Origin of the sequence: Embleya sp. NPDC059237, assembly GCF_042754105.1 — a bacterium.
Taxonomy (GTDB): Bacteria; Actinomycetota; Actinomycetes; order Streptomycetales; family Streptomycetaceae; genus Embleya.
Map to the genome: position 1 here is coordinate 302,455 of NZ_JBHZAE010000011.1, position 23,158 is coordinate 325,612.

17 protein-coding genes and 2 pseudogenes are annotated in these 23,158 nt (G+C 70.1%); 12 read left to right on the plus strand and 7 right to left on the minus strand.

The window, feature by feature from the left end; genetic code table 11:
• Positions 1 to 703 precede the first annotated feature (703 nt).
• Positions 704 to 1,930, plus strand: coding sequence for a PP2C family protein-serine/threonine phosphatase (locus tag ACFXKZ_RS31895; protein WP_380004911.1), 1,227 nt, complete (start codon positions 704 to 706; stop codon positions 1,928 to 1,930).
• 153 nt (positions 1,931 to 2,083) lie between these two features.
• On the opposite strand, the gene ACFXKZ_RS31900 is transcribed toward ACFXKZ_RS31895, so the two are convergent.
• The gene (locus tag ACFXKZ_RS31900) at positions 2,084 to 2,953 is read right to left on the minus strand and encodes an RNA polymerase sigma factor SigF (RefSeq protein ID WP_380004913.1); all 870 of its coding nucleotides are present in this window, start codon (positions 2,951 to 2,953) and stop codon (positions 2,084 to 2,086) included.
• 433 nt (positions 2,954 to 3,386) lie between these two features.
• Here ACFXKZ_RS31900 and ACFXKZ_RS31905 point away from each other — a divergent pair, with 433 nt between their 5' ends.
• From ACFXKZ_RS31905 to ACFXKZ_RS31915, 3 genes and pseudogenes are all read left to right on the plus strand, one after another.
• A complete protein-coding gene (locus ACFXKZ_RS31905; protein WP_380004915.1) occupies positions 3,387 to 4,100 on the plus strand; it encodes an ATP-binding protein in 714 nt (237 codons plus the stop codon).
• Positions 4,101 to 4,725: 625 nt separating this feature from the next.
• Positions 4,726 to 4,989 (plus strand): annotated as a pseudogene (locus ACFXKZ_RS31910) (hypothetical protein); the annotation flags it as partial.
• 145 nt (positions 4,990 to 5,134) lie between these two features.
• On the plus strand, positions 5,135 to 6,139 hold the full coding sequence (locus ACFXKZ_RS31915) for a YdcF family protein (protein ID WP_380004917.1): 1,005 nt from the start codon (positions 5,135 to 5,137) through the stop codon (positions 6,137 to 6,139).
• A gap of 120 nt (positions 6,140 to 6,259) precedes the next feature.
• Here ACFXKZ_RS31915 and ACFXKZ_RS31920 read toward each other — a convergent pair whose 3' ends face one another.
• The 4 genes from ACFXKZ_RS31920 to ACFXKZ_RS31935 form a co-directional block, all read right to left on the minus strand.
• A complete protein-coding gene (locus tag ACFXKZ_RS31920; RefSeq protein ID WP_380004919.1) occupies positions 6,260 to 7,441 on the minus strand; it encodes a DUF4132 domain-containing protein in 1,182 nt (393 codons plus the stop codon).
• 50 nt (positions 7,442 to 7,491) lie between these two features.
• Positions 7,492 to 8,067, minus strand: a complete 576-nt coding sequence (locus tag ACFXKZ_RS31925) for a hypothetical protein (protein ID WP_380004921.1) — start codon at positions 8,065 to 8,067, stop codon at positions 7,492 to 7,494.
• A 199-nt stretch (positions 8,068 to 8,266) separates the two neighbouring features.
• On the minus strand, positions 8,267 to 9,256 hold the full coding sequence (locus ACFXKZ_RS31930; protein ID WP_380004923.1) for a phospholipase: 990 nt from the start codon (positions 9,254 to 9,256) through the stop codon (positions 8,267 to 8,269).
• A gap of 937 nt (positions 9,257 to 10,193) precedes the next feature.
• On the minus strand, positions 10,194 to 10,835 hold the full coding sequence (locus ACFXKZ_RS31935) for a TetR/AcrR family transcriptional regulator (protein WP_380004925.1): 642 nt from the start codon (positions 10,833 to 10,835) through the stop codon (positions 10,194 to 10,196).
• Positions 10,836 to 11,412: 577 nt separating this feature from the next.
• On the opposite strand from ACFXKZ_RS31935, the gene ACFXKZ_RS31940 reads away from it, so the two are divergent.
• From ACFXKZ_RS31940 to ACFXKZ_RS31960, 5 genes are all read left to right on the plus strand, one after another.
• Positions 11,413 to 12,411: a VOC family protein gene (locus ACFXKZ_RS31940; RefSeq protein ID WP_380004927.1), complete on the plus strand. Its 999-nt coding sequence runs from the start codon at positions 11,413 to 11,415 to the stop codon at positions 12,409 to 12,411.
• On the plus strand, positions 12,408 to 13,319 hold the full coding sequence (locus tag ACFXKZ_RS31945; RefSeq protein ID WP_380004929.1) for a fumarylacetoacetate hydrolase family protein: 912 nt from the start codon (positions 12,408 to 12,410) through the stop codon (positions 13,317 to 13,319). The genes ACFXKZ_RS31940 and ACFXKZ_RS31945 overlap by 4 nt, the downstream gene beginning before the upstream one ends.
• Positions 13,316 to 14,932, plus strand: a complete 1,617-nt coding sequence (locus ACFXKZ_RS31950; protein WP_380004931.1) for a bifunctional 3-(3-hydroxy-phenyl)propionate/3-hydroxycinnamic acid hydroxylase — start codon at positions 13,316 to 13,318, stop codon at positions 14,930 to 14,932. The genes ACFXKZ_RS31945 and ACFXKZ_RS31950 overlap by 4 nt, the downstream gene beginning before the upstream one ends.
• A gap of 224 nt (positions 14,933 to 15,156) precedes the next feature.
• Complete coding sequence (locus ACFXKZ_RS31955; RefSeq protein WP_380004933.1) at positions 15,157 to 15,822, plus strand: hypothetical protein; 666 nt, start codon at positions 15,157 to 15,159, stop codon at positions 15,820 to 15,822.
• Positions 15,823 to 15,918: 96 nt separating this feature from the next.
• Positions 15,919 to 16,848, plus strand: a complete 930-nt coding sequence (locus tag ACFXKZ_RS31960) for an MIP/aquaporin family protein (protein ID WP_380004935.1) — start codon at positions 15,919 to 15,921, stop codon at positions 16,846 to 16,848.
• Positions 16,849 to 16,925: 77 nt separating this feature from the next.
• On the opposite strand, the gene ACFXKZ_RS31965 is transcribed toward ACFXKZ_RS31960, so the two are convergent.
• Together ACFXKZ_RS31965 and ACFXKZ_RS31970 are read right to left on the minus strand one after the other, a co-directional pair.
• Positions 16,926 to 17,729 (minus strand): MarR family transcriptional regulator, encoded by an 804-nt coding sequence (locus ACFXKZ_RS31965; RefSeq protein WP_380004937.1) that lies wholly within the window; start codon positions 17,727 to 17,729, stop codon positions 16,926 to 16,928.
• 420 nt (positions 17,730 to 18,149) lie between these two features.
• Positions 18,150 to 18,695 carry a dihydrofolate reductase family protein gene (locus ACFXKZ_RS31970; protein ID WP_380004939.1) on the minus strand — a complete coding sequence of 182 codons (546 nt, stop codon included), beginning with the start codon at positions 18,693 to 18,695 and terminating at the stop codon, positions 18,150 to 18,152.
• A gap of 154 nt (positions 18,696 to 18,849) precedes the next feature.
• Here ACFXKZ_RS31970 and ACFXKZ_RS31975 point away from each other — a divergent pair, with 154 nt between their 5' ends.
• The 3 genes and pseudogenes from ACFXKZ_RS31975 to ACFXKZ_RS31985 all read left to right on the plus strand — a co-directional run.
• Positions 18,850 to 19,755 (plus strand): LysR family transcriptional regulator, encoded by a 906-nt coding sequence (locus ACFXKZ_RS31975; protein WP_380004942.1) that lies wholly within the window; start codon positions 18,850 to 18,852, stop codon positions 19,753 to 19,755.
• A gap of 612 nt (positions 19,756 to 20,367) precedes the next feature.
• Positions 20,368 to 22,185, plus strand: a complete 1,818-nt coding sequence (locus ACFXKZ_RS31980; protein ID WP_380004944.1) for a cytochrome P450 — start codon at positions 20,368 to 20,370, stop codon at positions 22,183 to 22,185.
• A 221-nt stretch (positions 22,186 to 22,406) separates the two neighbouring features.
• Positions 22,407 to 22,934, plus strand: a pseudogene (locus tag ACFXKZ_RS31985) (terpene synthase family protein); the annotation flags it as partial.
• Positions 22,935 to 23,158: the final 224 nt, after the last annotated feature.

The window sequence follows — 23,158 nt, forward strand, 5'->3', positions numbered from 1 at the left end:
CGCGGGGCGCGGAATGGTGCCGGTCGGCTCGTCGCCTGGGCGAACCTCATCCGCCGTACGGCCCTGTCACCGTCGGGCGCCTGCGGATCAGATGTGCGCGCCAACATCACGTCGACCTCGGGCGACCGCGTCGCACCCGCCCGCGCCCTGACTGGCGCTTCGCCGTCGACGTCGGGTGGGGCCGCACCGCCTCTCCTGCTCCCATGTCGTGTCGTGTCCGGGTCCATGAAGATTGCCGCCGCCACCGACCTGCGTTCCCGGGGGATATACCCATGAACGTTCGGCAACTCGCTGCTCTTGGCGTGCGACCGCGCGGGCGAGGCGCCGAGCCGATCGTGTTTCCGGAGCTCGCACCGACCGGGTACGCGCCCCGCATGACGGCCGACGCTCCCCACCTGGGGGTGGCCGCGGATGACGCGATCACCCTTCGAGACCGCCATCCGCTCCGTGGCGGGGGTTGGCGTCGGGCGCGAGCGGTCGATCCGCCGTCGTCGAGTCCTGGCCATGGATGACCTTGAGCGGGGCACACTCACCCCCGGGAAACGCACCACACCGCCCCCGCCGGCAGGCAAGACCCATTCGCCGTCCGGGCTCGATCCCGATGTCCCGGGTCGGCGAGGGCGGGTTTCCCCCGCGATGCGTCGCGGTTGTTGTTGTCGTCGTTACGGCACGAAGGAGTGCCGGTGGCCCGGGGAGTGATCCGGTGAGCGAACGAATTGGACTGGCCGAGGTGTTGGCGGCGGCGGAGGGTGCCGCGCCGGTGCGTTCCCTCGATGTCGTGGCACGCAACCTGCGCGAGCGTTTCGACGCGCGATACGTGTCCTTCCTGTTCGTCGACGTCGTCGGACGACGGCTGCTCCGGGTCAACGAGGCCCCTGATACCGACCACGAGCACCACACCGAAGAGGTCCCCCTCGCCGGCCGCAGCGTCTACGACGAGGTCCTGCGGGCCCAGAAACCGGTCTTCACGCCCCAGGGTGAGCAGGGGTACCGGGTACTCGCCCCCGTCACCAACCGCGGCGACACCATCGGTGTCCTGGAGCTGTTCCTCACCCACGTCACCGAGGACGTGCCGGCCCGGGTCGAGGAGGCCGCACACGCGCTGGCGTACATCATCGTCACCGACCGCCGCTTCACCGACCTCTATCACTGGGGCAACCGCACCACCACCGTCAGCCTGGCCGCGGAGATCCAACGCCAACTGCTGCCCTCCGCCCCCACCTGCGAGGCCCCCGAATTCACCCTCGCCGGCGCCCTGGTCCCCGCCTCCGACATCGCCGGCGACACCTACGACTACTCCCTCGACCACGACACCCTGCACCTGTCCGTCACCGACGCCATGGGTCACGACGTCGACGCCTCGCTCATGGCCACCCTCCTCGTCAACGCCTCCCGAGGCGCCCGCCGGGCCGGAGTCGATCTCGTCGAGCAGGCCCGCCAGACCCACCAGGCCCTCCTCGACCACGGCCGACAATCCTTCGCCACCGGCCAACTCCTGCGCATCGCCCTCGACGGAAGCAGCGTCCGACTCGTCAACGCCGGCCATCCCTGGCCCCTGCGACTGCGCGACGGAACGGTCGAAACACTGCGCCTGGCAGTGAACCTGCCCTTCGGCGTCGTCGGACAGGGCTCGTACCGCGTACAGGAACTCGACCTGCGCCCCGGCGACCGCCTACTGCTCCACACCGACGGTATGCAGGAACGCCAAGCGCATACCGTCGACCTGTCCGGCCTCGTCCGCAAAACCGCCGCCGAGCACCCGCGCGAGGTCGTCAGCACACTGGTCGCCGCCGTCGCCGATGCCTACGACGGCAAACCGCCCAAGGACGACGCCACGGTCCTGTGCCTGGACTGGCACGGCCCCCGACCGGGCCCCGGCCCCGAGAGCCGGCACCCGGACTCGTCCCGAACCTCGTACGGTCAAAGCTGATCATCGAGGGCGCCGCGCAGGTGGTTCGCGCGGCGCCCCGGCCGACCCCGCCGGGCCGCTTCGCCGCGGTCACGGCAGGCAGGGCGAGATCGTTCTCGACACGTGTGCCGGAACCCCGCCCGGACATGCACGGGCCACACGTTCCGCGGGGGTTCAGTCGGCGAGGAGTTGGGTGCGCAGTCCCGCGAGAGTGCGGGCCAGGAGACGGGAGACGTGCATCTGGGAAATGCCCAGGCGTTCACCGATCTGGGACTGTGTCAGGTCCTGGCCGAAGCGCATGGACAGGATGTCGCGTTCGCGCTGCGGGAGCGCCGCGATCAGCGGCTTGAGGGTGTGCAGGTTTTCGGCGAGGTCGTATCCGGGGTCGACGAACGAGGCGCGCGAGGCGTGGACTTCGGTGGGGCCGTCGTCGCCGGTCGGGGCGTCGAGGGAGGCGGCCGTATAGCCCGCGGCGGCGGTCAGGCCCTCGACGACCTCCTCGACGCCGATGCCGAGCTTGTCGGCGAGTTCGGCGGGGGTCGGTTCGCGGTCGTGTTCGGTGGTGAACGCGTCGCGGGCCTTGGCCAGTTCCAGACGCAGTTCCTGCAGGCGTCGTGGGACGTGCACGGCCCAGGAGGTGTCCCGGAAGAAGCGCTTGATCTCGCCGGAGATGGTGGGGACGGCGAAGGTGGGGAACTCGACGTCGTAGGAGGGATCGAAGCGGTCGATGGCCTTGATCAGGCCGATCGTGCCGACCTGGACCATTTCCTCCGCGGTCTCCGGGCGCGAGCGGAAGCGCCCCGCGACGAATCGCACCAGGGGGAGGTTGAGTTCGATCAGGGTGTTGCGCACGTACTGGTACTCGTGCGTGCCCTCTTCCAACACCCGCAGCCGGTCGAAAAAGATCTTCGACATCGCCCGCGCGTCGGTCGCCGAGACGCTGCCGGGATCGTCGACGATCGGCAGTTCGGCGAACGCGCCGTCCTCGGCGGCGGTCGCAGTCGTGTCGGGAACCGGGAAGGCGGTCGCGGCGGTGCGGTTCATGTCGGCGTCCTCCTGTTTTCGGACCGGCGGTGGGCCGGAGCATTGTGCCCCACGCTGCGGGGCGTACACCCGTTCGGGGGGTCGGATTCCGCGCCGACGACAGTGCCGCGTTCCTCGCCCCACCGGGGCCGGCGTCCGAAATACGGCATTCGCAGCGCCGAGTGCCGATCCACTCGATCGGGTGACGCTTGAGGCGCCGGCGGCCGGGCAGGTGTGCGGGCACGACGGCGTCGATTTCGGGGAGAGGTTGGTCGATGGTGTACGAACGGGCAGGTCACGGGCTCTGGGATGGATTCGCGGATTCCTGCTTCGACTCCGCGCTCGTTGATCGTCCGGACAAGGACGTGGGCGAGTCGTTCCGTATCCGTGCGCGTGGGCCGGGGCTGCACTGCGGCACCGTCCACCATCGGCCCACGTCCCTGTGAGAAAGGTCATGCCCTGGCGTCGTCGAACCCTCGTCCGCCGGCGCGTGCCGCGACGGACCGGGGCTTGTGCCCAGGCCCGTCGAGCCGTACGAGCCACCCTCGCCGACTGGGGTTGGAACGAGGATCGTGTGGCTGCGGCCGTCCTCGTCCTGTCGGAGATGTTGACCAACGCACAGCTGCACACCGACGGGGAAGTGGTCCTGGCCGTGCGCCGGACCGCGCGCGGGGTGCGGTTGTCCGTCACCGACGCCGATCCCCGGACGCCGACCCGACGCGACACCGGTCCCGAACACCAGGGTGGGTTCGGCCTGCACATCCTGGACACCATCACCACCGACTGGGGCATTCGCAAACACCGGGGCGGCAAGACCGTCTGGGCCGACTTGGTCGGCCCCCACCCCGACGCGCGCCGGCATCCGCGTCCGGTGCGCGCCGGACTCGGGGCCGCCACGATCCGGGCGGCGCTTGGCTCGATGCGTCGGGCGGGTCCGGCGGTGGCCCGCCGAGCGGCAGTGGCGCGTCGATCAAGGGCATGGGTACGGCGGCGCGGCGACTCCTCGGTGCGCGGGTGGGTCGCGGCGGCGATGCGGAGGCGGATACGGCACGGGGGTTCACGGCTGATGCTGGTAAACGTCCTCGCCGCGGTCCGACTCCGCGCGGCGGACACGCCCGCCGGGGCCGAAAGCAGCGTACGCGGTCGGTGGCTCCGCCCCGGTTGGTGAGCTTGCCGTCGAGGTTCCATTCGACGTTTTCGCGGTAGCCGATGCGCTTCTCGTACCCGGGCCCGTTGGTCGCCTGGCCGGCGCCGAAGCGGTCGACGAGCTCGGCGGCCTCGTGCTCCTCCTCGTGACTCGGGACGCGCACCAATTCCCACGTGTGGCCCTTGCTCCGGCCCTTGGCGAGGGTGATGGTGCCGAGTTCGTCCGCGTGCGGTGCGGCGTTCGTCGACGTCGGCCGCCCTATGGCCGACACGGATGGCGGGCCGCCGCTCGCTGCACTCGACGGCACCGCCGGCCAGGGCTCCGCGCCGGCGTCGGACCCGCCGGCCGGCTCGCCTGCGGGGCCCTGGGTTCGGTGCTCGCGGAGCAGCACGGGGGCGAGATCGCGCACGTCGGCGACACGATGCCGTTGACGGGCGGGTCACGGACTGGGCCGGCTGCACGCCCGTCACGGCCGGCCGCCGACAGCGCCCGGGCACGGGCAGCCTGCTCCTGCAGGGCGGATTGCATCGGGCGTGATTCGGCGGCGGCCGACTCCGTGACGTTCCCGCTCGACGACGTCCGGCATCCGCTGCCCGGCTTCCAACCCGGCCTCGACCGGTTCCTGCGCGGTTGCGCGGACCGAACCATGGCGACGTCCCGCGCCACGCCGACCTGGCAGGAGCGCTTCCGCGCGGCCCTGGACTCCGCGTTCCGAGGCGACGCGGTCGCCCTCGACCAGGTCGCCGCCCGCCTGCATCTCAGCGGCCGCAGCCTCCAGCGCGGATCGTCCGCGCACGGTACGACTTGGCGCGGCGAGGTCGCCGCTGCCTGCGAGGAACGCGCACTGAGGCTGCTGCGCGAGACCGACCTGCCGCAGCAGGCCATCGCCGCCCGCGTGGGCTACACGGACGCACGTATCCTCCGCCGAGCGATGCGCCGATGGCAGGGCGGGACCCCGCAGCCGGTCCGCGGCGTTCGGGTCGCCGAACATGTCCACGGCCTCGTACACCGTGACCTCGTCGCAAACGTGGCGCGTTCGTCCGTAGGCTTCGGCGGTGTTCGCCTACCTTCTCGCCGCGCTGTTCTTCCTGTTCTGCCTCGTCGGAGTCGTCCGCGACCGACGCCGCTTCGGCAACGCCGTTTTCCTCGGCCTGTCCGTCGTCGCCCTCGTCGTCGGACTGCTCGGCGAACTGCATCGTTTGCCCGAGCGCTTCGCCGACGCGGTGACGCTCCTGCTCCTGTTCCTACCGGCCCTGGGCCTGCTCCTGCTGGCCGGCGCGCTGGTGTCCAACGGCGTAACGATGGTGCGACGGGAGGGGGTTCGTCCCGCGAACCTGCTCTCATTGCTCGCCGGGCTGACCATCGTCGGCGTGATCGTCCTGCTCGTGACCGCCCTGTTCATCCGCTCGCGCACCCTGATCGTGATCGCCGGCACCGTGGTGCTGGTGGTCGGCTACGTGTCCTTCCTTCTGCTGTGCTTCCTCGGCTACGCCTTCCTCTACGAGCGGTTGCAGGTGCGCCGCTCGGTGGCCTTCGTGGTCGTACTCGGCTCCGGACTGGTCGGCGGCAAGAAGGTCCCGCCCCTGCTGGCCGCCCGACTCGATCGCTCGCGAAGGATCTACGACGCCCAGGTCGCGCGTGGGAACCGGCCCATGCTCATCACGTCGGGCGGCCAAGGCCCGGACGAAGATCTGCCGGAGTCGCACGCGATGGCCGACTATCTCATCGCCCAGGGCGTACCCGCGGAGCGAATCGTGCGCGAGGACCTTTCGCGGAACACCGAGGAGAACCTGCGCTTCAGCAAGACGATCATGACGAAGATCGATCCCGACTACCGGTGCGTGATCATCACCAACAACTTCCACGTCTTCCGTGCCGCACTGACCGCCCGACGTACCGGTGTCCGCGGCCAGGTGGTCGGCGCGCCGACGGCGAAGTACTTCCAACCCAGCGCAACGATCCGCGAGTTCGTCGCGGTGTTCCTGACCTACAAGGTCGTCAACCTCGGCGTGTGCCTGCTCATCGCGGTCTCCGGAGTCGCCGCGTGGCTGTGGCACTGACCGATGCCCGAGCACAAACGGCGGCCCGGCGACGCGCACCGCCACACCGAGCACGCCGACCTCCCGGCCGGATGCGTCGTCGGCGAACAGCCGTCCCCACTGCCGGCCCTCGAACGGATGTCACCGGAACTGGCTTGTGATGGTCGGATCGGTGATCAGGTCGTCGCGGGCCAGGCCGGTGACGCGCAAAAACCTGCCGTCGAGTTCGCACTGCGGTGCGATCGCGAGCCTGGGCAGCAGCCGGGCGAGCACGTCTCGTCGGGCGACGGCGCTGTCGGTGAGTTCGCCGAAGCTGTAGGACGACCAGTAGTCGCGGTAGCGCCCGTCCGGTCCGCCGTCCGCCCACGTCGGGTCGTTGCCGATGCCTGCGACCCCGACGAACAGGTCGATGTCGCGCATCACTTCACTGAACACGAGGGGCGGGATCGTCTCCAGTGGCAGCGGCGCCACGTCGTCCTCCGCGTGCCTGCCCGGCCGGCGGTAGGGACCCCCGCTCGCGTGCGCGGTGGCGACCGGCGCGTCGATCCGGTGGAATCGGACCTGGTCGGTGGCGATGTGCAGATGGCTGCCCGAGTCCGTGATCTCGTTGTCGCCGACGGCGCCGATCAGGAATTCGGCGCGCAGGCCCCACTCCGGCAGGCTCCGTATGGCCGGCGGGTACTCGTCGTCGACCGACAATCGCAGTTTGTTCGTCCAGCCCCGGGTGGCCGCCAGGGCGTGGAACAGGTGCTGCCGCAGGACGTGCGCGGTGTACCGGTTGGAGTAGGTCCCGGTGCGCTCCTCGGCGGCGGTAAGCGGGCGGACTTCGCGGTGGGCCTGCCGGAACGGCTGGGTGATCAGGTGGCGTTCGAGCCAGTCACGGGCTGCGAAGACTTCGTCGTGGGGCATCTCGATCGGGTGCCACAAACCGACGGCGGCGCCGGCCGCGGGCTCGATCGCCGTGTCGTCGAGCGTACGCAGCGCGCCGTCGGCATACCCACATGTGCGGCCGTCGACGGTCCACAGCAGGCGCCGCGCGAGGGTTCCCACGAGGGGGTGATCCAGGAACTGTGCACGCCATCGGTCGAAGCGCCAGGAGCGCCGGGCGAGGAAGAGGCGGTCGGACTGCGCGGCGAGCATCTTGGCGATGTCCTTGGCGTCCGCCTTCAGTTCACCGAGTGCGACACCGTGGTCGCGGCGCACGTCGGCGGGCGGCGCTTTGACCACCCGTCCGGCGGCGTTGCGCCAGACGATGGTCACCGTCCGGCCGGACACGGTCAGTTCCGCGGTGGCCTCGCCGAACCGCTCGACGCGTCGGCCCACTTCGGTAAGCCCGTATCCGGGGACAGCGAGCTCCTCGACCTCGGCCCGGCTCAGACCGAGGTCCGCCGCGCGAGTGTGTCGAGTGCCGCGCCGACCGCCTTCAGGGTGCTCCGGTAGGTCAATTTCACGGAGAGCCGGGCCAGTTCCCCGACGGCCGCCGGGCCGCCGAGCCGGGAAAGCGCGAAGACCGCCGCGTTGGCCACTTTCGAGCAGATCGGTCCGACTCCGGGAACCTTGCGGAGCGCGGTCTCGGCCGGCGTGCCCAATGCGCGCACGCTCTCGGGCGACTCCGGGGTGAACGCCGGCAGCCACACGAGACCGCGCAGAGCCACCATGTTGTACGGGTCGTATTCGGCGCCGACGTCCGATCCATGCGGTGTCTCCAACATGAGGGTGCGCGGGCGCCCGACCTGCGCCAACCACCGCAGGATGGCCGCAGTGGCCGCGTCCACACCGACCTCGGCCGGCACGTCCCGACCGGTCCGCTCCCACTTCTTGGCGGGCTTGGACGCGTCGGTGGTGCGGGCATGCGCGAGCAGCCGCTCCCACGCCTCGCCGCCGGCCGCGGCGTCGGCCATCGCCAAGTCGGCCCACGCCTCGCCCGGACTGAGTACGGGGCCGTCCACACGCGCCGGCAGCCGGGCGAGTTCGGGCCGTGTTTCGCGCGATCGGGAGAATTCGGCGCGGCGGCACGCGCGGGACAGGATCGGTGCCGCACATGGATCCCGCCCCCATCGGCGCTCGGGAGGGCCGTCGGCCGGATGGCGGCCGACGGCCCGTCCGGGGGCGCGCGACGGTATTCGTCCGGCCCCGGACCGCATGGTGCTACCGGAACATGCGATCGCTGCTGTTCGCCATGCGATGAGTGCCGCTGTGTGCGTTCACCCAGTCACGAACCATCTTCACGGCGTTGCCGCACTGCCAGTTGTCGTCGTAGTCGCGCACCCCCGTGTAAGCCCCGTAACCCGCGATGATGCCGTCCACGCGTGCGTCACCCAGGAGCTTGTCGACGTACCAAGGATCGTTGTAGGTGGTCGTCCAGGACAGGGTGGCCGCGAGGCGTCCGGCCGCGCGGTCCGCCGCGCCCTTCTTCAATTCGGCGCACGTGTTCCAGGTGGCCTCGGTGCAGTTGCCGAACCCCTTGGAGATGTCGCTGTCGCCGTAGTCCATCACCCGCCGGCCGGCCGGAAATCCGGAACCGGATCGGGCGAAAGCGTTTTGGACCTGGTCGCGGGTCCCGGTCGTGGTGATGCCCTCCAGTGGGCCGAGCCTGCCCTCCAGGCTCTTCCAGCCCCTGCCGCCGACGTCCGGGGTGTTGCCGCCGTGGTACTCGTAGAAGCCGTAGAGCACCTGGATCCCGGCATTGGTCAACCGCTGCGCCTTGTCCCGCAGTCCGGCGACACTGCACGTGCGGTTCGGCGCCTCCCCGCAGTAGTTCGGGTCCTTGATGTCCAGCCACACCAGCGCCGGCCGGCGCCCGCGATTGGCGTTGGACAAAATCCGGTCGATCATCGAGTCGAAACTGGGGCCCAACCGATTCTCACCGGCCGACGAACAGTCGTGCCAGGCACGCCACTCGTTCGGATTCCACCAGGCGCAGACATCGATCTCGATGGCGTTCGCACCGTGGTTGAGCGCGGCGTCCACGCCGTCGAGTGTGTCGACGCGATGCGCGATGTCATAGATCGCCTGACGCTGATCGGCCGCTGCCGCCGGAGTCGTCCCGAGTGCGGTGGTGGCGAGGAGACCGCACAGGGCGGCCATCAGCGCCAGTAACGTCCGTGGGCGGGTGACACGCCACAGGTGAGGGGTCAAGGAAGCACTCCTTCGTTTCGGCTTGCCGAAGCGCACAACCATTGGTCGCCGACATTCACGTCGGCGTTGGCGTCGCGCGCGGGGCGCGCCGGATCGGCTGCCGTGGGTTGCGGCAAAAAACGCTCGCTCGATGAGCCGATCGGGGTCCCGATCGTGATCACCGCAACCTCGTGGGCAGTTGACGAGTCGGCTGCCGGCGCCGGGTTCTCGACGCGAGCATCCACAGACGTCACGCCGCGGTCACGCTTCAGGTTGCATCGGGATTCGTACGGCCGCCGTGTCGTTCCCACGGAAGCTGCGCCCCATGGCTGCGGCCGGCGCCACCGCGGTGCCGGCGGTACCGGCGTCGTGGGCGGACCGGCGCACCATGCCACGAACACTCCCCGGTACGGGGCCGGTCGGCTTCACGGTCGCTGACAGTCGCCATCCCGTCGGTGATCGTTGCGGGGCTCGCGAGCCCATGGTGCAGGGCCGTCGCCTCGCCGGTGCCCCTGTCCGCGTCCCCCGTCCCCGGGGAAGCGCCCGGATCGTCCGCCTCCTCGAAGGCGCAAGCCCTGACCGGGGGCGGAGCCGATTCCCTGGCGGTGGGTGCTTCTGGAGGACAAGGGCGTGTTGCCGCCCGGTCGGCGGCCGGTGTTCGAGCGGATCGCGCGGGGGGAGTCCGTCCCCGATCGGGTCCGGCCCGAGGACACCGACACCATCGAGTCGGCCGGCGGGATGCGGCTCGCTTCGGTCCGCCGGTCGTTGCCGCAGAGCTTGGGCGGCCTCTCAAATACCGACACGACGGCGAGCCAGGCCGGCCAGGAGGACGACCGTGAGGACGACGGCGGCGCCGAGGCCGATCCAGGCGAACTCCAGGTCGAAGGTGGAGAACATGCCGTGAGGCACCTTTCAGGGGTGTGGGTCACGGGCCCGCCGCTCGGGGCGGCACGCAGGGTCAGAGGATCGGAAGGATGAAGCCCAGGCAGTCGTCGACGTGCCTCACCGGCTGTGTCTCGTCCGAGCCGCTCCATTCGATGAGTGCCGTGTCGACGGCCGTGGCGACCAGTGCGGCCAGGCAGGACAGTTCACCTTCGGTGTAGGCCGTTCTCGAGGTGGCGGCGATGAAGGCGCCGACGACTCGGGCGAGCGGGTCTCGCCCGTAGGCTCGTTTCACCTGAAGGCCGGGGTTGTCCCGTACGAGCCGAAGCCGTGTTCGGAGAACGCCCAGTTCGCTCTCGGGAAGGGTCAGGGCCGCCTCGATGGCCGCCTTCAGCCTCGCCGAGACCGAACCCTGCCGCGGAAGCTGTTCGAGCTGTGCGGAAAGCCGCCATGAAATGTCGTCGAGTCCCTCCCAGACGATCTGTTGTTTCGTGGGGTAGAAGCGGGCCAGGCTGGACCTGCTGATCCCTACGGCGGCTGCGATCTGCGCCGTACTGACCTCCTCGAACCCGAGTTCCTCGAGAAGGGCCAGCGCAGCGTCTCTCACATGGAAGCGGTCGATGTGAGCCGGCCGCCCCCTGGTGGCGCTCTCGGTCAAGGTTCCCTCCAGATTATAGAACAGCGTCTCATTAATCCTATCCTCTCGCGACGGCGACATGGCGAGCAGCGCCGGCTAAGCCGGCGGGTCACCCGCCAATGCTTGTCGCAGCCCGGCGGTCCGAATGCGCTCACGCGCGAATCCCCACCCAACTGCCGCCTGTGCCGACCTGCCGACTCTCCGGCAAGCCCGCTCCGCCGTCCGGCTCGCCCGACCTCGGACCCCGTCGACAGGCTCGCCGATGCCTCCCCAGACACGGAGGCCGTCACCTCTTCCCCATTATCGGACAGCGTGCTAGAAATGCTTTCGCGAGGTCGAGAGGTCGCGGCGAACACCACTCCGCATCCGAGACCCGCATCGCCCGAGCTTCGCGAACGGTGTGAACCCGCACGGGGTCGTTCGCGCCAAGCTCGGGAGGCATTCAATGTTCGGATCGTGCCGGGCTCGTCGAGAGCCGGCATCGAGAGCCGGGGCCCCTCCGCTTCGTCGTCGGACGTGTCGCGCGCAGCAGGGCTCCCGGCCATGGGATCGCCGAACGCGACATCATGCGCGTCCCCCGGCGACCGCGACCCCAGGAAAACCATCGGCGTGCGGCGTCTCGACGAAGCACGCCCACGACCGGCAGAAAGGGATGCAGATGGACCACCTCGTCGCGCACCTCGCGCACGTCGAAATCCTCACACCCAGGCTCGAGGAGAGCGTCGTGTTCTTCCATGACCTCCTCGGCATGGAGGTTGTCCTCGAACACGGCGATTCGGTCTTCCTCAGGACGTGGGGCAACTACCTCCCCTACGACCTGATCCTCACGCGGAGCCCGACGACGGGCCTCGGCCACATCGGATGGCGGGCCAGGAGCGCCGAAGCCCTCGATCTCGCGGCACGGCGCCTCGGCGCGGACAACGCGGGCCTGGGCTGGCAGGAACCGGCCCCCCGGCAGGGAAGGGCGTATCTCTTCGTCGGTCCCAACGGGCAGAAGCAGAAGCTCTTCTGGGAGACAGAGCGCTACCGGGCGCCTGGGCACCTGGCCTCGCCGCTGCCCACCCGCCCGCAGCGCAACCCCGCTCGCGGAATCGCGGCCCGCCATCTCGACCACGTGAACTTCCCCTCCGCGGACGTGCTCGGGGACGCGCGGTGGTACGAGAGGAACCTCGGCGTCTTCCTCACCGAATGGACGGAGGTGCCCGACGGAGGGCCGGCCATCTTCGCGACCCTGTCCACCGGTTCGGCGTTCCAACTGGCCTTCCTGCGCGACGACTCCGGGTATCGGGGCCGGTTCCACCACTTCGCCCTGCAGGTCGACGAGCGCGCCGACGTCTTCCGTGCCGCCGAGATCTTCCGCGAATCCGGAACCTCGATCGAATGGGGCCCGGGACGCCATGGGCACGGGGAGTCCGTCTCGGTCTACGTGCGCGAACCCGGAGGAATGCGTCTGGAGGTCGTCTCCCCCGGCCTCCAGCGCATCGCCCCGGACCACGAGCCGGTCATGTGGACTCCGGCCCAGGGATCCTCCGACTTCCACCTCGGCAACCCGTTGCCGGAGGCGTTCCTCGAAGTCCTGCCGGCCGTCTCGACCACCGGCCAACCAGCGTCCGCCATCGACGTGGCCGGACTCGGAAACCCCTGGGGCAACCCGTGAGATTCGCCAACGTCAACGGCCGCTCGACCCTCGTCACGGGCAGAGCCGGCGGCATCGACCTGGCCCGTGCCGCCGGGGACGAGAGCCTCGCCGACCCGCGCACCGCGCTGTCCCGGTGGGAGGAGGTCACCGCGCAAACGGCCGGGCTCGATCGCGGCTCGCCTCCCCCCGGGACGGCCGTCACCTGGAGCGAGAACGACCTCCTGTGTCCCTCGCCGGCACCCGGACAGATCATGTGCATCGGCCTCAACTACGTGAGCCACGCGGTCGAGTCCGGCCTCGCCATTCCCGAGCACCCGTTCGTGTTCGCGAAGTTCACGTCGTGCCTCGCGGGCCCGTTCGGACCGGTCACGATCGCCGACGACACGGTCGACTGGGAGGCCGAGGTGGTCGTGGTGATCGGACGGAGCGCCCACCGGGTCCCCGAGTCCGAGGCGTGGGGCCACGTGGCCGGCATCACCGCCGGTCAGGACATCTCCGACCGGTCGGTGCAAAACCGGCTGGGCGTGAACAGCCAACCCACCCTGGGCAAGTCCCGCCCCGGCTACGGACCGGTCGGGCCGTTCATCGTCACACCGGACGAGTTCGACGATCGGGACGACATCGGCATCACCTGTACTGTCAACGGCGAGACCGTCCAGAGCGGATCCACCAAGGACCTCATCTTCGGCATCCCGAAGGTGATCGCCTACCTCTCCGACATCGTCGTGCTGCGGCCCGGCGACCTGATCTTCACCGGAACCCCCTCGGGGGTCGGCATCGGCCGCACACCTCCGCGTTTCCTGCGCGACGGAGACGTCCTCGAAACCACCGTCGACGGGGTGGGGACCATGCGCCACGAGGCGCGTACCCGGCCGCTCGCTCCGGCCGGAATCGGGGCGGCCACCCGGTCGGGGACCAAGCAATGAGCGCGGCGTCGATCGACCTGGACGTCTGCATCGTCGGATACGGCCCGGTGGGCCAGACGCTGGCGGCCCTGCTCGGGCGGAAGGGCTGGAAGGTCGGCGTGTACGAGCGCTGGGAACTGCCGTATCCGCTTCCCAGGGCCGGGCACGTCGACGACGAGATCGTACGCATCCTCCAGTCGATCGGGGTCGCCGACCGGTTCGAGGTGCGGGCCGTCCCGGCGAGCGAGTACGACTGGATCGACGGCAACGGAGATCTCCTCTTCCGGATCGACTGGGGTAGGCCCACCACGTCGTCCTGGAGATCCGACTACATCTTCTACCAGCCCGATCTCGAGGCCTTGCTCTCGCAGGCGGCCGAGGCCCATGAGAACGTCTCCGTCCACCGCGGCTGGGAAGCAGTCGGCCTCGAACAACACGAGGACCGGGTGGAGATGACCTTCCGCAGCGGGACACAGGACGGACAGGAGTGGAAGCCGAACGGCGCCACCACGACAGTGCGCGCCCGCTACGTCATCGGAGCCGACGGAGCCAACTCGTTCGTCCGCAAGGCGGCCGGCATCACCTGGGACGACTTCGGATTCTCCGAGACGCTCTCCATCGTGGACGTCAGACTCCACGAACCGGATCGGAGGATCGCGATGCCCGCCTCCGGTCAGATGTGCGACCCCGAGCGTCCCGTGACCCTCTTCCGCTGGCTGGCCCGCGAGCACGCCCGGTGGGAGTTCATGCTGATGCCGGGGGAAGACCCCGCCGAACTCGTCAGCGAGGCCGGCTGCTGGAACAAGCTCGAACGCTGGGGCGTGACCCCCGAGAACGCGACGCTGATCCGACGGACCCTCTACACCTTCCACTCCCTTGTCGCCCACGACTTCGTCGGCGGGCGCGCGATCCTGGCCGGCGACGCCGCGCACCTCATGCCACCGTTCCTGGGACAGGGAATGTGCTCGGGAATCCGCGACGCCGCCAACCTCGCCTGGAAACTGGACCTGGTCCTGAACGGCACCGCCTCGGACGACATCCTGGAGACCTACACGCGGGAACGAGGCGACCACGTCCGCGAGATCACCCGGATCGCGATCTCGCTCGGCGCCATCCTGTGCGAGACCGACCCGCGGAAGGCGGCCGCGCGGGACGCCGAGATTCGCCGCGACGGACTGCCGCCCATACCCCCGCTGCCGGCCCTGACGACGGGCTTCCTCGGCAACGCCGACGGCGGCTCCGGTGCTCGTGGCCGGCTCGGAGTACAAGGCCTGATCGTCCACGAGGACAAGGTCAAGCGCTTCGACGACGTGGTGGGATCGGGGTGGACGCTGTTCTGCGCCGATCGTTGCCTTGCCGAGGATGCTCGCCGGATCTGTGACGCGGTGTCCGACTTCATCGGGATCAACGTGGTCTACGTCTCCAAAGCCCCCGTGGAGTTCCCGGGCTCCTATGTCGACTTCGACGGTACGTACGACCGGTGGTTCGCCTCCTCGAACGCGCGGGCGATCCTCGTCCGCCCGGACTTCTACACGTACGGACAGGCGAACACCTCGGCAGAAGTCGTCGATCTCCTCTGCGAAATGATCAGTCGCTTGCGGAACCCCCTGGATGCCGCTCCCGGTTCGCGCTGACGGCCGGGCAGTTCGAGGAGCCGGCGTGTCGATGCCGTGCGTCAGGAAGACGTGCCGGGCCGCGTCGAGAATCGGCCGCCTGCCGCGAGCCGCGTCCGCCCGCACGATGTACCGCCTTCCCTTGCCCCACCAAACCGGAGAACTTCTCTCCGCCTATGCTATCGTTCTGGAAGCGGAGAAAAGCTCTCCGCTCAAGAGATCCATCTCGTCGAAAGGAGCACGCCGTGAACGGCGCGCTGACCGTCCGGACCGTTATCGACGGCACGGAGTACACGCAGGACGACATCCGCCGGTGGGAACTGGACCGTGCCCGGAACGCGCTCGCCCTGCTCAAGGACCGGATCGGCGACGCGGCGATGCGGGAACTGCTCACCGAGGACCTCCGGGCGGCGGACGAGATCATGGCCCCGCTGCCGGACGCCTCGGGCGGCGCGTGGCGGTCCGCCGTGACCGAGATGGAGATCGGCGGGATCACCGCCGAGCAGTTCCTGACCTGGTGGCAGGGCCGGCTCGCGAGCGCCGACCGGACGGCTTTGCTCGCGGCCAATCCCGAGCACTACCTCGCCAATTCCGCCGACGGGGTGGTCGAGATCATCGAGACCATCGGCTCCGGACCGCTGCGCTTCTTCCTCACCTTCAACGACGGCGTCGAGATCGAGGACGAGGGCCACGAAACCTACCCCGTGCGGATCGGCGGCACCGGACGGCTCACGGACGGCACCGAGATCTGCCGCGTCATGCACGAGTTCGGCGACGGTCCGCGCGGCCTGCGCATCCGCCTGACGATCCAGTTCCCCGCCGGCGCCCCCGAGCACGTCTTCACCGGCCACCAGTGGCACTTCGCCTGCGAATTCCTCAACTGGCTGGAGGCCGCGCACACGACTCGCTGACGACGACCGAACGGCGGTGGGGAACCCCTCGCGCTGCCGGGTTCCCCACCCCGCGGTCCTGTCGGCACGCACCACACACCATCGAGGTCACCCCTCATGCGGCTCGGAAAACCACCCCCGAATCCAGACCCGCCCTCCTGCACGTCGCCTCTCCCGAAGCCCTCCCCGGCCTCTCCCCCGCTACGGCCCGCCCTCACCGGCCGAGTACCCACGGCAGGGCCGCCTCGCCACACCCTGCGCCGCGCCGCACACGAGTTCGGCCTCACCGCGCTGCTGCTCTTCCTCGTCGTCACCGCGATGCGATGGCTGCTCGCGCCCGACTCGCCCACGGCGATCGCGAATCCGGACCTCGCGCCGGTCGTACTCGGCGCACTCGTCGGCGTGCTGCTGACCGCGCTCATCCTGTCGCCTTCCGGGCGGTACTCCGGCGGACACCTGAACCCCGCCGTCACCGTGGCCCTGTGGCTTCTCCGAGCCTTTCCCGGGCGGGCCGTCCTCCCGTACATCGCCGCCCAGGCGGTCGGATCACTGGCCGGCACAGCGCTCGGCGGCCTCCTCTGGGGAGCCGCCGCCCGCGACGCCCCCATCGCGTACGCCGCCGTGGCACCCGCGCCGACCTGGGACGCCGCCGCGGTGTTCGCCGCGGAGGCCGGAGCCATCGCGATCGTGACGCTCATGCTCGGCGCCTTCCTGCGCCGCCCGTCCGCCCTGCCACTGCTGCCGTACGCCGTGGGCCTGGCCACCGCCCTCATCATCGCGTCACTGGGCTCCCACAGCGGCGGATCCGCCAACCCCGCACGGCAATTCGGCCCGGCACTGCTGTCCGGGAACACCACCCATCTGTGGATCTACCTGCTCGCCCCGGTGATCGGCGCCTTCATCGGCGGCGGAATCCGGCACACGCTCGCCGCACCCGCCCACCGGGCACGGGCCGGCCACGCCCCCGACACGGACTCCGACTCGTCAGCCACCGCTCCCGCGTCGGATACGCCGGCCGAAGCCGGCACGATCACCGCCCGCGGATAGCGGACATGCTCGTGCAGCCCGGTGCACGATCCGCGCTCCTCGGCCGGCGCCCGGACGCGGCCGCCGTGTCGGAGCTCCTACCGGCCGCCCGCTGACGGATCGTCCCGAGCCGGAGGGCCGGCCACCACGTGTCGCCACCGCTCGGCGCCCCGGGCCAGATCCCGGCCGATCCGGTCGAGGAACGTGCTCATGAGCGAGAGCCGCACTCCCGCCGGGGTGGCGGCGCCCAGCAGTCGGGCGCCGTCGAGGGCCACGGCGGCGATTCGGGCGTTGGCCTGGATGCTGGCCACAATGGCCTGCAACCAGACGTCGTTGTCGATGACATACAGCTCCGCTCGGCCGTGCGGGTGGCGCTCGCGCCGGATCAGCCCTTGTTCCTCGAGGTGGCCCACGGCCTTGGACACGGATGCCGGGCTGACCTGGAGGAACCGGACGAGTTCCGCCGAAGTGAGGCTGCCGGAGTCGGTGGCGTACAGGCACGCGAGCAGACGCGCCGCCATCCGCGGCAGGCCGGCCGCCATCAGCACGGGAGTGAAGCGCTCGCCGAACTCGCGGACGACTGCGGAGTCGGCGCCGGGCGCGGCGGTGTAGAGCACGGGATCGACGTGGCCGTCGTCCGCCGGGCCGCCGGTGCCCGCCGGGTCCGCCGGCCCGGTGCCGGCGGACCCGGCGGTCGCCTTGCCGCGCCGGGCGCGCCGGCCGGTGGCTTCCTGCGCCCGGTCCGCGTGGTAGCCGTCGGTGCCCCCGTTGCGTTCGACCTCGCGGCTCACGGTCGAGACGGGGCGGCCCAGGTCCGCGGCGATCCGCGAATAGCTGAGCCCGGCGCCCAGTCCCGCGCCGATACGCACCCGTTCGTCATGCGTCAGCCTGCCTCCGGGCATCGCCGCGTGCTCCTGCCGTGTCGTGTGCGCCCGTACCGGAGCGGTCCGGGCCGACGGCAAGTATGCATTCACCGTCAGGTCATTGCAATGAACCGCAGATGGGTTTGCATTCATCATCATTCTCATTGCAAATGATGTGCCGAACTTCCCCAGTAAATACCGCGCTTCGTGAGCTTTTTATTGCCGAAATGCTGAAAGCAAGGTAGCTTTCACGAATCCATGAAGATCGATTCTGGAGTCCTTCCATGCGCATTGTGGTCGGCGAGTTCATTGGACGGCGTCGTCCAGGCTCCCGTACAGCGGCGGTCGTCAGCGCCGTGGTGCCCTCCACCGGGATTCGGCGACCGGGTCCGGCACCGGGGAGTTCTCGGCGAGCTTCCCGGTGCCGGAGCAGGCGTCGTGCGTATCGCGGCCGGTGTGTCAGGCCGCCGGTACCGGGCGGTAGTCGAGGACGATGGCGCCCGAGCTGAAGGACTGGGTGCCCGCGAGGGTCCAGGTCTTCGGGGCGGCGCCATCCGCGAACAGGCGCTTGCCCGTGCCGACGGTCACCGGGTGGAGGAACAACTTCAGCTCGTCGACCAAGTCGTGCTCGATCAGGGTGTTGACGAGTGTGACGCTGCCGTAGATCAGGAGGTCGTCGCCCGGCTCGGCCTTGAGCTTGACCACCTGCTCGATGAGGTCGCCGTCGATGATCGCCGCGTTCCAGGTCGTCGTCTGCAGCGTGGTGGTGGCGACGTACTTGGGGATGTGGTTCATCCGCGCGGTGAACTCGTCCGACTCGTCGCGCGGCGACCATGCCTCCGCGAAGCCCTCGTAGGTGGCACGCCCCAGCAACAGGGCGCGGCTCGCGCGCAGTTGGCCGTTCTGGTACTTGGCGTGCTCGTCGTTCCAGAACGGGCCGGTCCAGACGGGGTCCTCGACGACGCCGTCCATCGTGATGTACATGACCGCAACGATCTTGCTCATGCGAAGTCTCCGTCTCGCGATGTGGGTGTGCCGCTACGAGGTCCCGGGTGTCCGTCGGACGCGGCTCCCCAAGCGTGCAGGACCCGCACGAGACGCAACAAGGCACGACCACGGCACGCTGGGTTGAGTACGACTAAACGATCAAGGGGTGGGCATGCTGGAGAGGCTCGAGCTCGAGGCGTTCCTCACGCTCGCCGAGGAACTGCACTTCGGGCGCACTGCCGAGCGCCTGCACGTCACGACCGGCCGGATCAGCCAGACCATCCGCAAGCTCGAACGCCGCATCGGCGGGCCGCTGTTCGAACGCAACAGTCGCAAGGTGACGCTGACCGCGCTCGGCGAGCAACTGCGCGACGACCTGCGTCCCGCCTACGACCGGATCGCCGCCGGACTGGCGCAGGCGATCACCACCAGTCGCGGCGTGCGGATCAAGGACGTGGTGCGCGTCGGGTTTTCCGGGGCCTGGTGCGGCAACCTGCTCGTCAAGGCCGCCGACCTGTTCCGCGTGCGGCATCCGGACAGCGCGGTGGAGATCCAGGAGATCCAACTCCTCGACCCGCTCGGCCGCATGCGGGCAGGAGAGGTGCATCTGCAACTCACCGAATTCCCCATTGTCGAGCCCGACATCGTCCAGGGCCCCCTGATGTTCGCCGAACCCCGCGGGCTGTTGGTGCCTGCTGCCCACCCGTTCGCCACCAGGGAGTCCGTGTCGGTGGAAGAACTCGCCGACACGACCCTGGTCACCATCGCCGCGGACAACATCCCCCAGTACTGGATGGACTACTACTTCCCACGCACGACCCCGGCCGGCCGGCCGATCCCGCAGGGGCCGGCAACCCGGTTCTGGCCCGAGGTCCTGGTCCACGTCAGCATGGGCGTCGGCGTCAGCACGGTGGCACTTCGCGCGAAGGACTACCACTCCCGCCCGGGAATGGTGTTCATCCCGCTGCACGACGCCCCGCCGATCGACTACGGCTTCCTGTGGCCACGCACCGGACTCACCCCCGGCGCCTCGACCTACCTCGACATCGTCCTGGAACTCGCCACCACCGTCCACTGACCACTACTCGGCCGGACCCCGCGCCGAAGGCAAACCCGAACGCACGCACGCCCAACCGGCGGCGCGTGACGGCGCCGCGGTCCGGCGGCGACGTCACGCCGCCACGGGGAGTCCTTCGGCCACGCGTCGCCGGTGTCCGGCGCGATGTGCCCGGAGGAAGTGTCGGGGGCCGTCGGGCTCGGTTGACGTGCGCCGGGGTACGCGGCAGAGCGTGGTGTGGCCGTCGTGTGCCGGAGTGAGCTTCGGGTGGCGGATGCGCGCCCTGTCGGAGGCGGTCGGCGTGGCGTCAGTCTGGTGGGGCAACGTGTGCTTCGCGGCGGGAGGCGACGGTCGTGTTCGAACGGGTGGCGGGGCGCGGGCGTGGGGGTTCGTCGGCGGTTGTTCCGTTCGCGGCGGGGGCGTTGCCGGTGGTGGGGCACGGTGTGCGTCTGTTGCGTGATCCGTTGGGGTTCCTGTCGTCGTTGCCCGCGTACGGGGATCTGGTGGGGGTCGGTCTGGGTCCGCATCGGGTGGTCGTGGTGTGCGATGCGGACCTGACGCGTCGGGTGTTGTTGGATCCGGTGACGTTCGACAAGGGAGGCCCGTTCTACGACCGGGTCGGGGAGTTGCTCGGTGCCGGCGCCGCTGACGGAGCGGGAGGTCGCCGATCAGGTGATGACGTTTTTCGTCGCGGGGATGAAGAGCACCGCGTCCACGCCGGCGTGGGCGATCCACCTGTTGGCCGCTCATCCGCAGGTGCAGGACCGGGTCCGAAAGGAGGCCGATCGCAGATCGGCCTCGGCGCGGGCGGCGGATGTGGGGTCGATCGGGGACGGTGAAGCGGGGCGGGTCGTCGCGGAGACATTGCGGTTGTTCCCGCCGGGTTGGTTCCTGACCCGCCGGGTCACCCACGACACCGTTTTGGGTGCCACCCCGCTGAAGGCCGGGACGACCGTCGCGTTCAGTGCCTGGATCCTGCATCGGCGACCGGACCTGCACCCCGATCCGGACCGTTTCGACCCCGACCGCTGGTCGACGCCTCCGGGCCGGGAGACATACGTACCGTTCGGAGCCGGGGCCCGCATGTGCATCGGGGACCGTTTCGCCGTGACGGAGATGGCACTCGCTCTGGAACGCATCGTCTCCCACTGGCAGTTGCGGCCGGTCGGCCCGACCCCGAGGGTGGCGGCCCGCCTGGCGCTTCTCCCCGGGACGTGCGCGTGCAGGTCCTGGACCGTGAGCACGCCGATGGCCGGTGACGTCGTCGACGGGCCGCGTGTCCGGTCTGCCCCGGACGCGGACGCGATCCGCGAGGAGGTGAACGAGCGTTTGCGCGCACACCTCGCCGAACAGGCCGCCCCGCCGCGGCCGGGAACGCGAGAGCCCGTCGTGCCGCCGGAACTGCTGCGCGTGGCACACCAATACCTGTTCTCCGGAGGCAAGCGACTACGGCCCCTGCTGTGCGTGACCGGATGGCGCGCTGCGGGCGGCCGCGGCCGCCCGCAGCCCCTGATCGACGTCGCCGCCGCACTGGAGATGTTCCACGTGTTCGCGCTCGTGCACGACGACGTCATGGACGACAGCATGCTGCGCCGGGGCCGGCCCACCGCGCAGCGGATGTTGGCCCGGCATCATCGGGGGCGTCCGGACGCCGGTCGGTTGGGGGTGTGCGGGGCGATCCTGCTCGGCGACCTGGCACTGGTGTGGTCGGATCGTCTGTTGCGCGGTGCGGGTCTGGCGCCGGATCGCCTGTGTGCCGCGGGCGCCGTGGTGGACGCGATGCGCACGGCGACGTTGTGTGGGCAGTACGCCGACGTGGTCGCCACCGGTGTCGGCGGCACGGACGAGGAGTTGGCGATCGCCATCGCACGCGACAAGACGGCGAAGTACACCGTCGAAGGCCCGTTGCACCTGGGGGCGGTGTTGGCCGGCGCGGACGACGCCCTGCTGGAGCGGTTGTCGGCGTTCGCGGTGCCGCTGGGGGTCGCCTTCCAACTGCACGACGACCTGCTGGGGGTATTCGGCGATCCCACCCGGACCGGGAAATCGTGCTCGGAGGACCTGCGGGGCGGCAAGTACACGCTGTTGATGGTGCTGGCGCTGCGGCACGCCGCTCCCGCGGACCGCGCCCGGCTGCTGCGGCTGCTCGCAGGCCCTCGCCCGGACAAAACGAAGACGAAGACGAGGACGGAGATGGAGGGAGAGGCAGCGGCGAAGGCTGGGGCGGATGTGGTCGAGGTTCGTCGGCTGCTGGAGGCGTGCGGTGCGCGCGAGCTCGTCCGGGAACGCATCCGCGCGCTGCGGGGTCAGGCCCTGGCGATCGTCGACGACGCCGCGTTCGCCGCCCCTGCCGCCGCCGAACTGCGCGGCTGGGCGAAGGTTTTGGCACCGACACCGACACCGAGCCGGGCCCGGGACGCCGATCGAGAACAAGGGGAGGTGTCGTCGTGACCCGGGCGTCGCTCGTACTTCCCGACCTGCCGTGTCCGTTCGTCTCCACGTTCGCCGAGCGCACCCACCCCCACGCCGAGACCGTCGAGGAGGAAGTCCTCGCACTGCTGCGCGCGCACGGCATGCCGTCCACCCTGCGGGACTCCCTCGCCGCGATCCGCCTGGGCGAATTCACTGGTCGGCTCCACCCCACGGCCTCCCGCCACGGCCTGTACCTGATCATGCTCAACAACGCCCTGGCGTGCCTGCACGAGGACTCGGTCGCCGAAACGGACGACGCGGGAAGGCCGCGCACGTCCGTCGACCTCACCGCCGCCCACGAACGCATCCTGGACGTCTTCGACGGCGCGGCTCCCGCCTCCGACGACCCGCCGCCGGCGCGACTCGCCGCGCCGCTCGCCCGGGCGATACGCCGCTTCGGTCCCTCCCACCACGCAGACCGCCATCGCGCGGCGCTGCACGACTACCTGCACGCCCACCAGTGGGAGGTCGACCTGCAACGCCTTCACCGCACGCCCTCGCTTGCCGAATACCGGCAACTGCGCCCCGACGTCCTGGGCATCCGGCCCTTGGTCGCGCTGCTGCCACCCGCCACGAACACGCTCGTCCCGCGGCGCCTGCTCGACCATCCCCTGGTCCGCGCCCTCGTACGCCTTCTGGACAACCACCACGTCCTGGTCAACGACCTGTTCTCCCTCGACAAGGAACTCGACACGGAACGAGCGGTCAACATCCTGCCGGTGCTGTGCGCGGAACGGCACGTGAGTCTGCCGGACGGCGTCGACCTCGTCGTTCGCGCCCTCGACGAGGAACACACCGCCTACCTAAGGCTGAAGGCCACCCTGCCCCGCGTGGGACTCGACCACCCGGGCCTGCTCAACCACCTCGACAACCTCGAGCACCTCGCGGCGGACGCCATCGCCTGGCACACGGCCGCCCCCCGCTACGACCGCACCGCGCCCGGCGAACCCTC

What these genes read in the sequence shown, in the direction of transcription:
- ACFXKZ_RS31900 (WP_380004913.1), bottom strand. Translation starts at nt 2,953, where the DNA reads ATGAACCGCACCGCCGCGACCGCCTTCCCGGTTCCCGACACGACTGCG.
- ACFXKZ_RS31905 (WP_380004915.1), top strand. Translation starts at nt 3,387, where the DNA reads ATGCCCTGGCGTCGTCGAACCCTCGTCCGCCGGCGCGTGCCGCGACGG.
- ACFXKZ_RS31935 (WP_380004925.1), bottom strand. Translation starts at nt 10,835, where the DNA reads ATGTCGCCGTCGCGAGAGGATAGGATTAATGAGACGCTGTTCTATAAT.
- ACFXKZ_RS31940 (WP_380004927.1), top strand. Translation starts at nt 11,413, where the DNA reads ATGGACCACCTCGTCGCGCACCTCGCGCACGTCGAAATCCTCACACCC.
- ACFXKZ_RS31950 (WP_380004931.1), top strand. Translation starts at nt 13,316, where the DNA reads ATGAGCGCGGCGTCGATCGACCTGGACGTCTGCATCGTCGGATACGGC.
- ACFXKZ_RS31960 (WP_380004935.1), top strand. Translation starts at nt 15,919, where the DNA reads ATGCGGCTCGGAAAACCACCCCCGAATCCAGACCCGCCCTCCTGCACG.
- ACFXKZ_RS31965 (WP_380004937.1), bottom strand. Translation starts at nt 17,729, where the DNA reads ATGCCCGGAGGCAGGCTGACGCATGACGAACGGGTGCGTATCGGCGCG.
- ACFXKZ_RS31970 (WP_380004939.1), bottom strand. Translation starts at nt 18,695, where the DNA reads ATGAGCAAGATCGTTGCGGTCATGTACATCACGATGGACGGCGTCGTC.
- ACFXKZ_RS31975 (WP_380004942.1), top strand. Translation starts at nt 18,850, where the DNA reads ATGCTGGAGAGGCTCGAGCTCGAGGCGTTCCTCACGCTCGCCGAGGAA.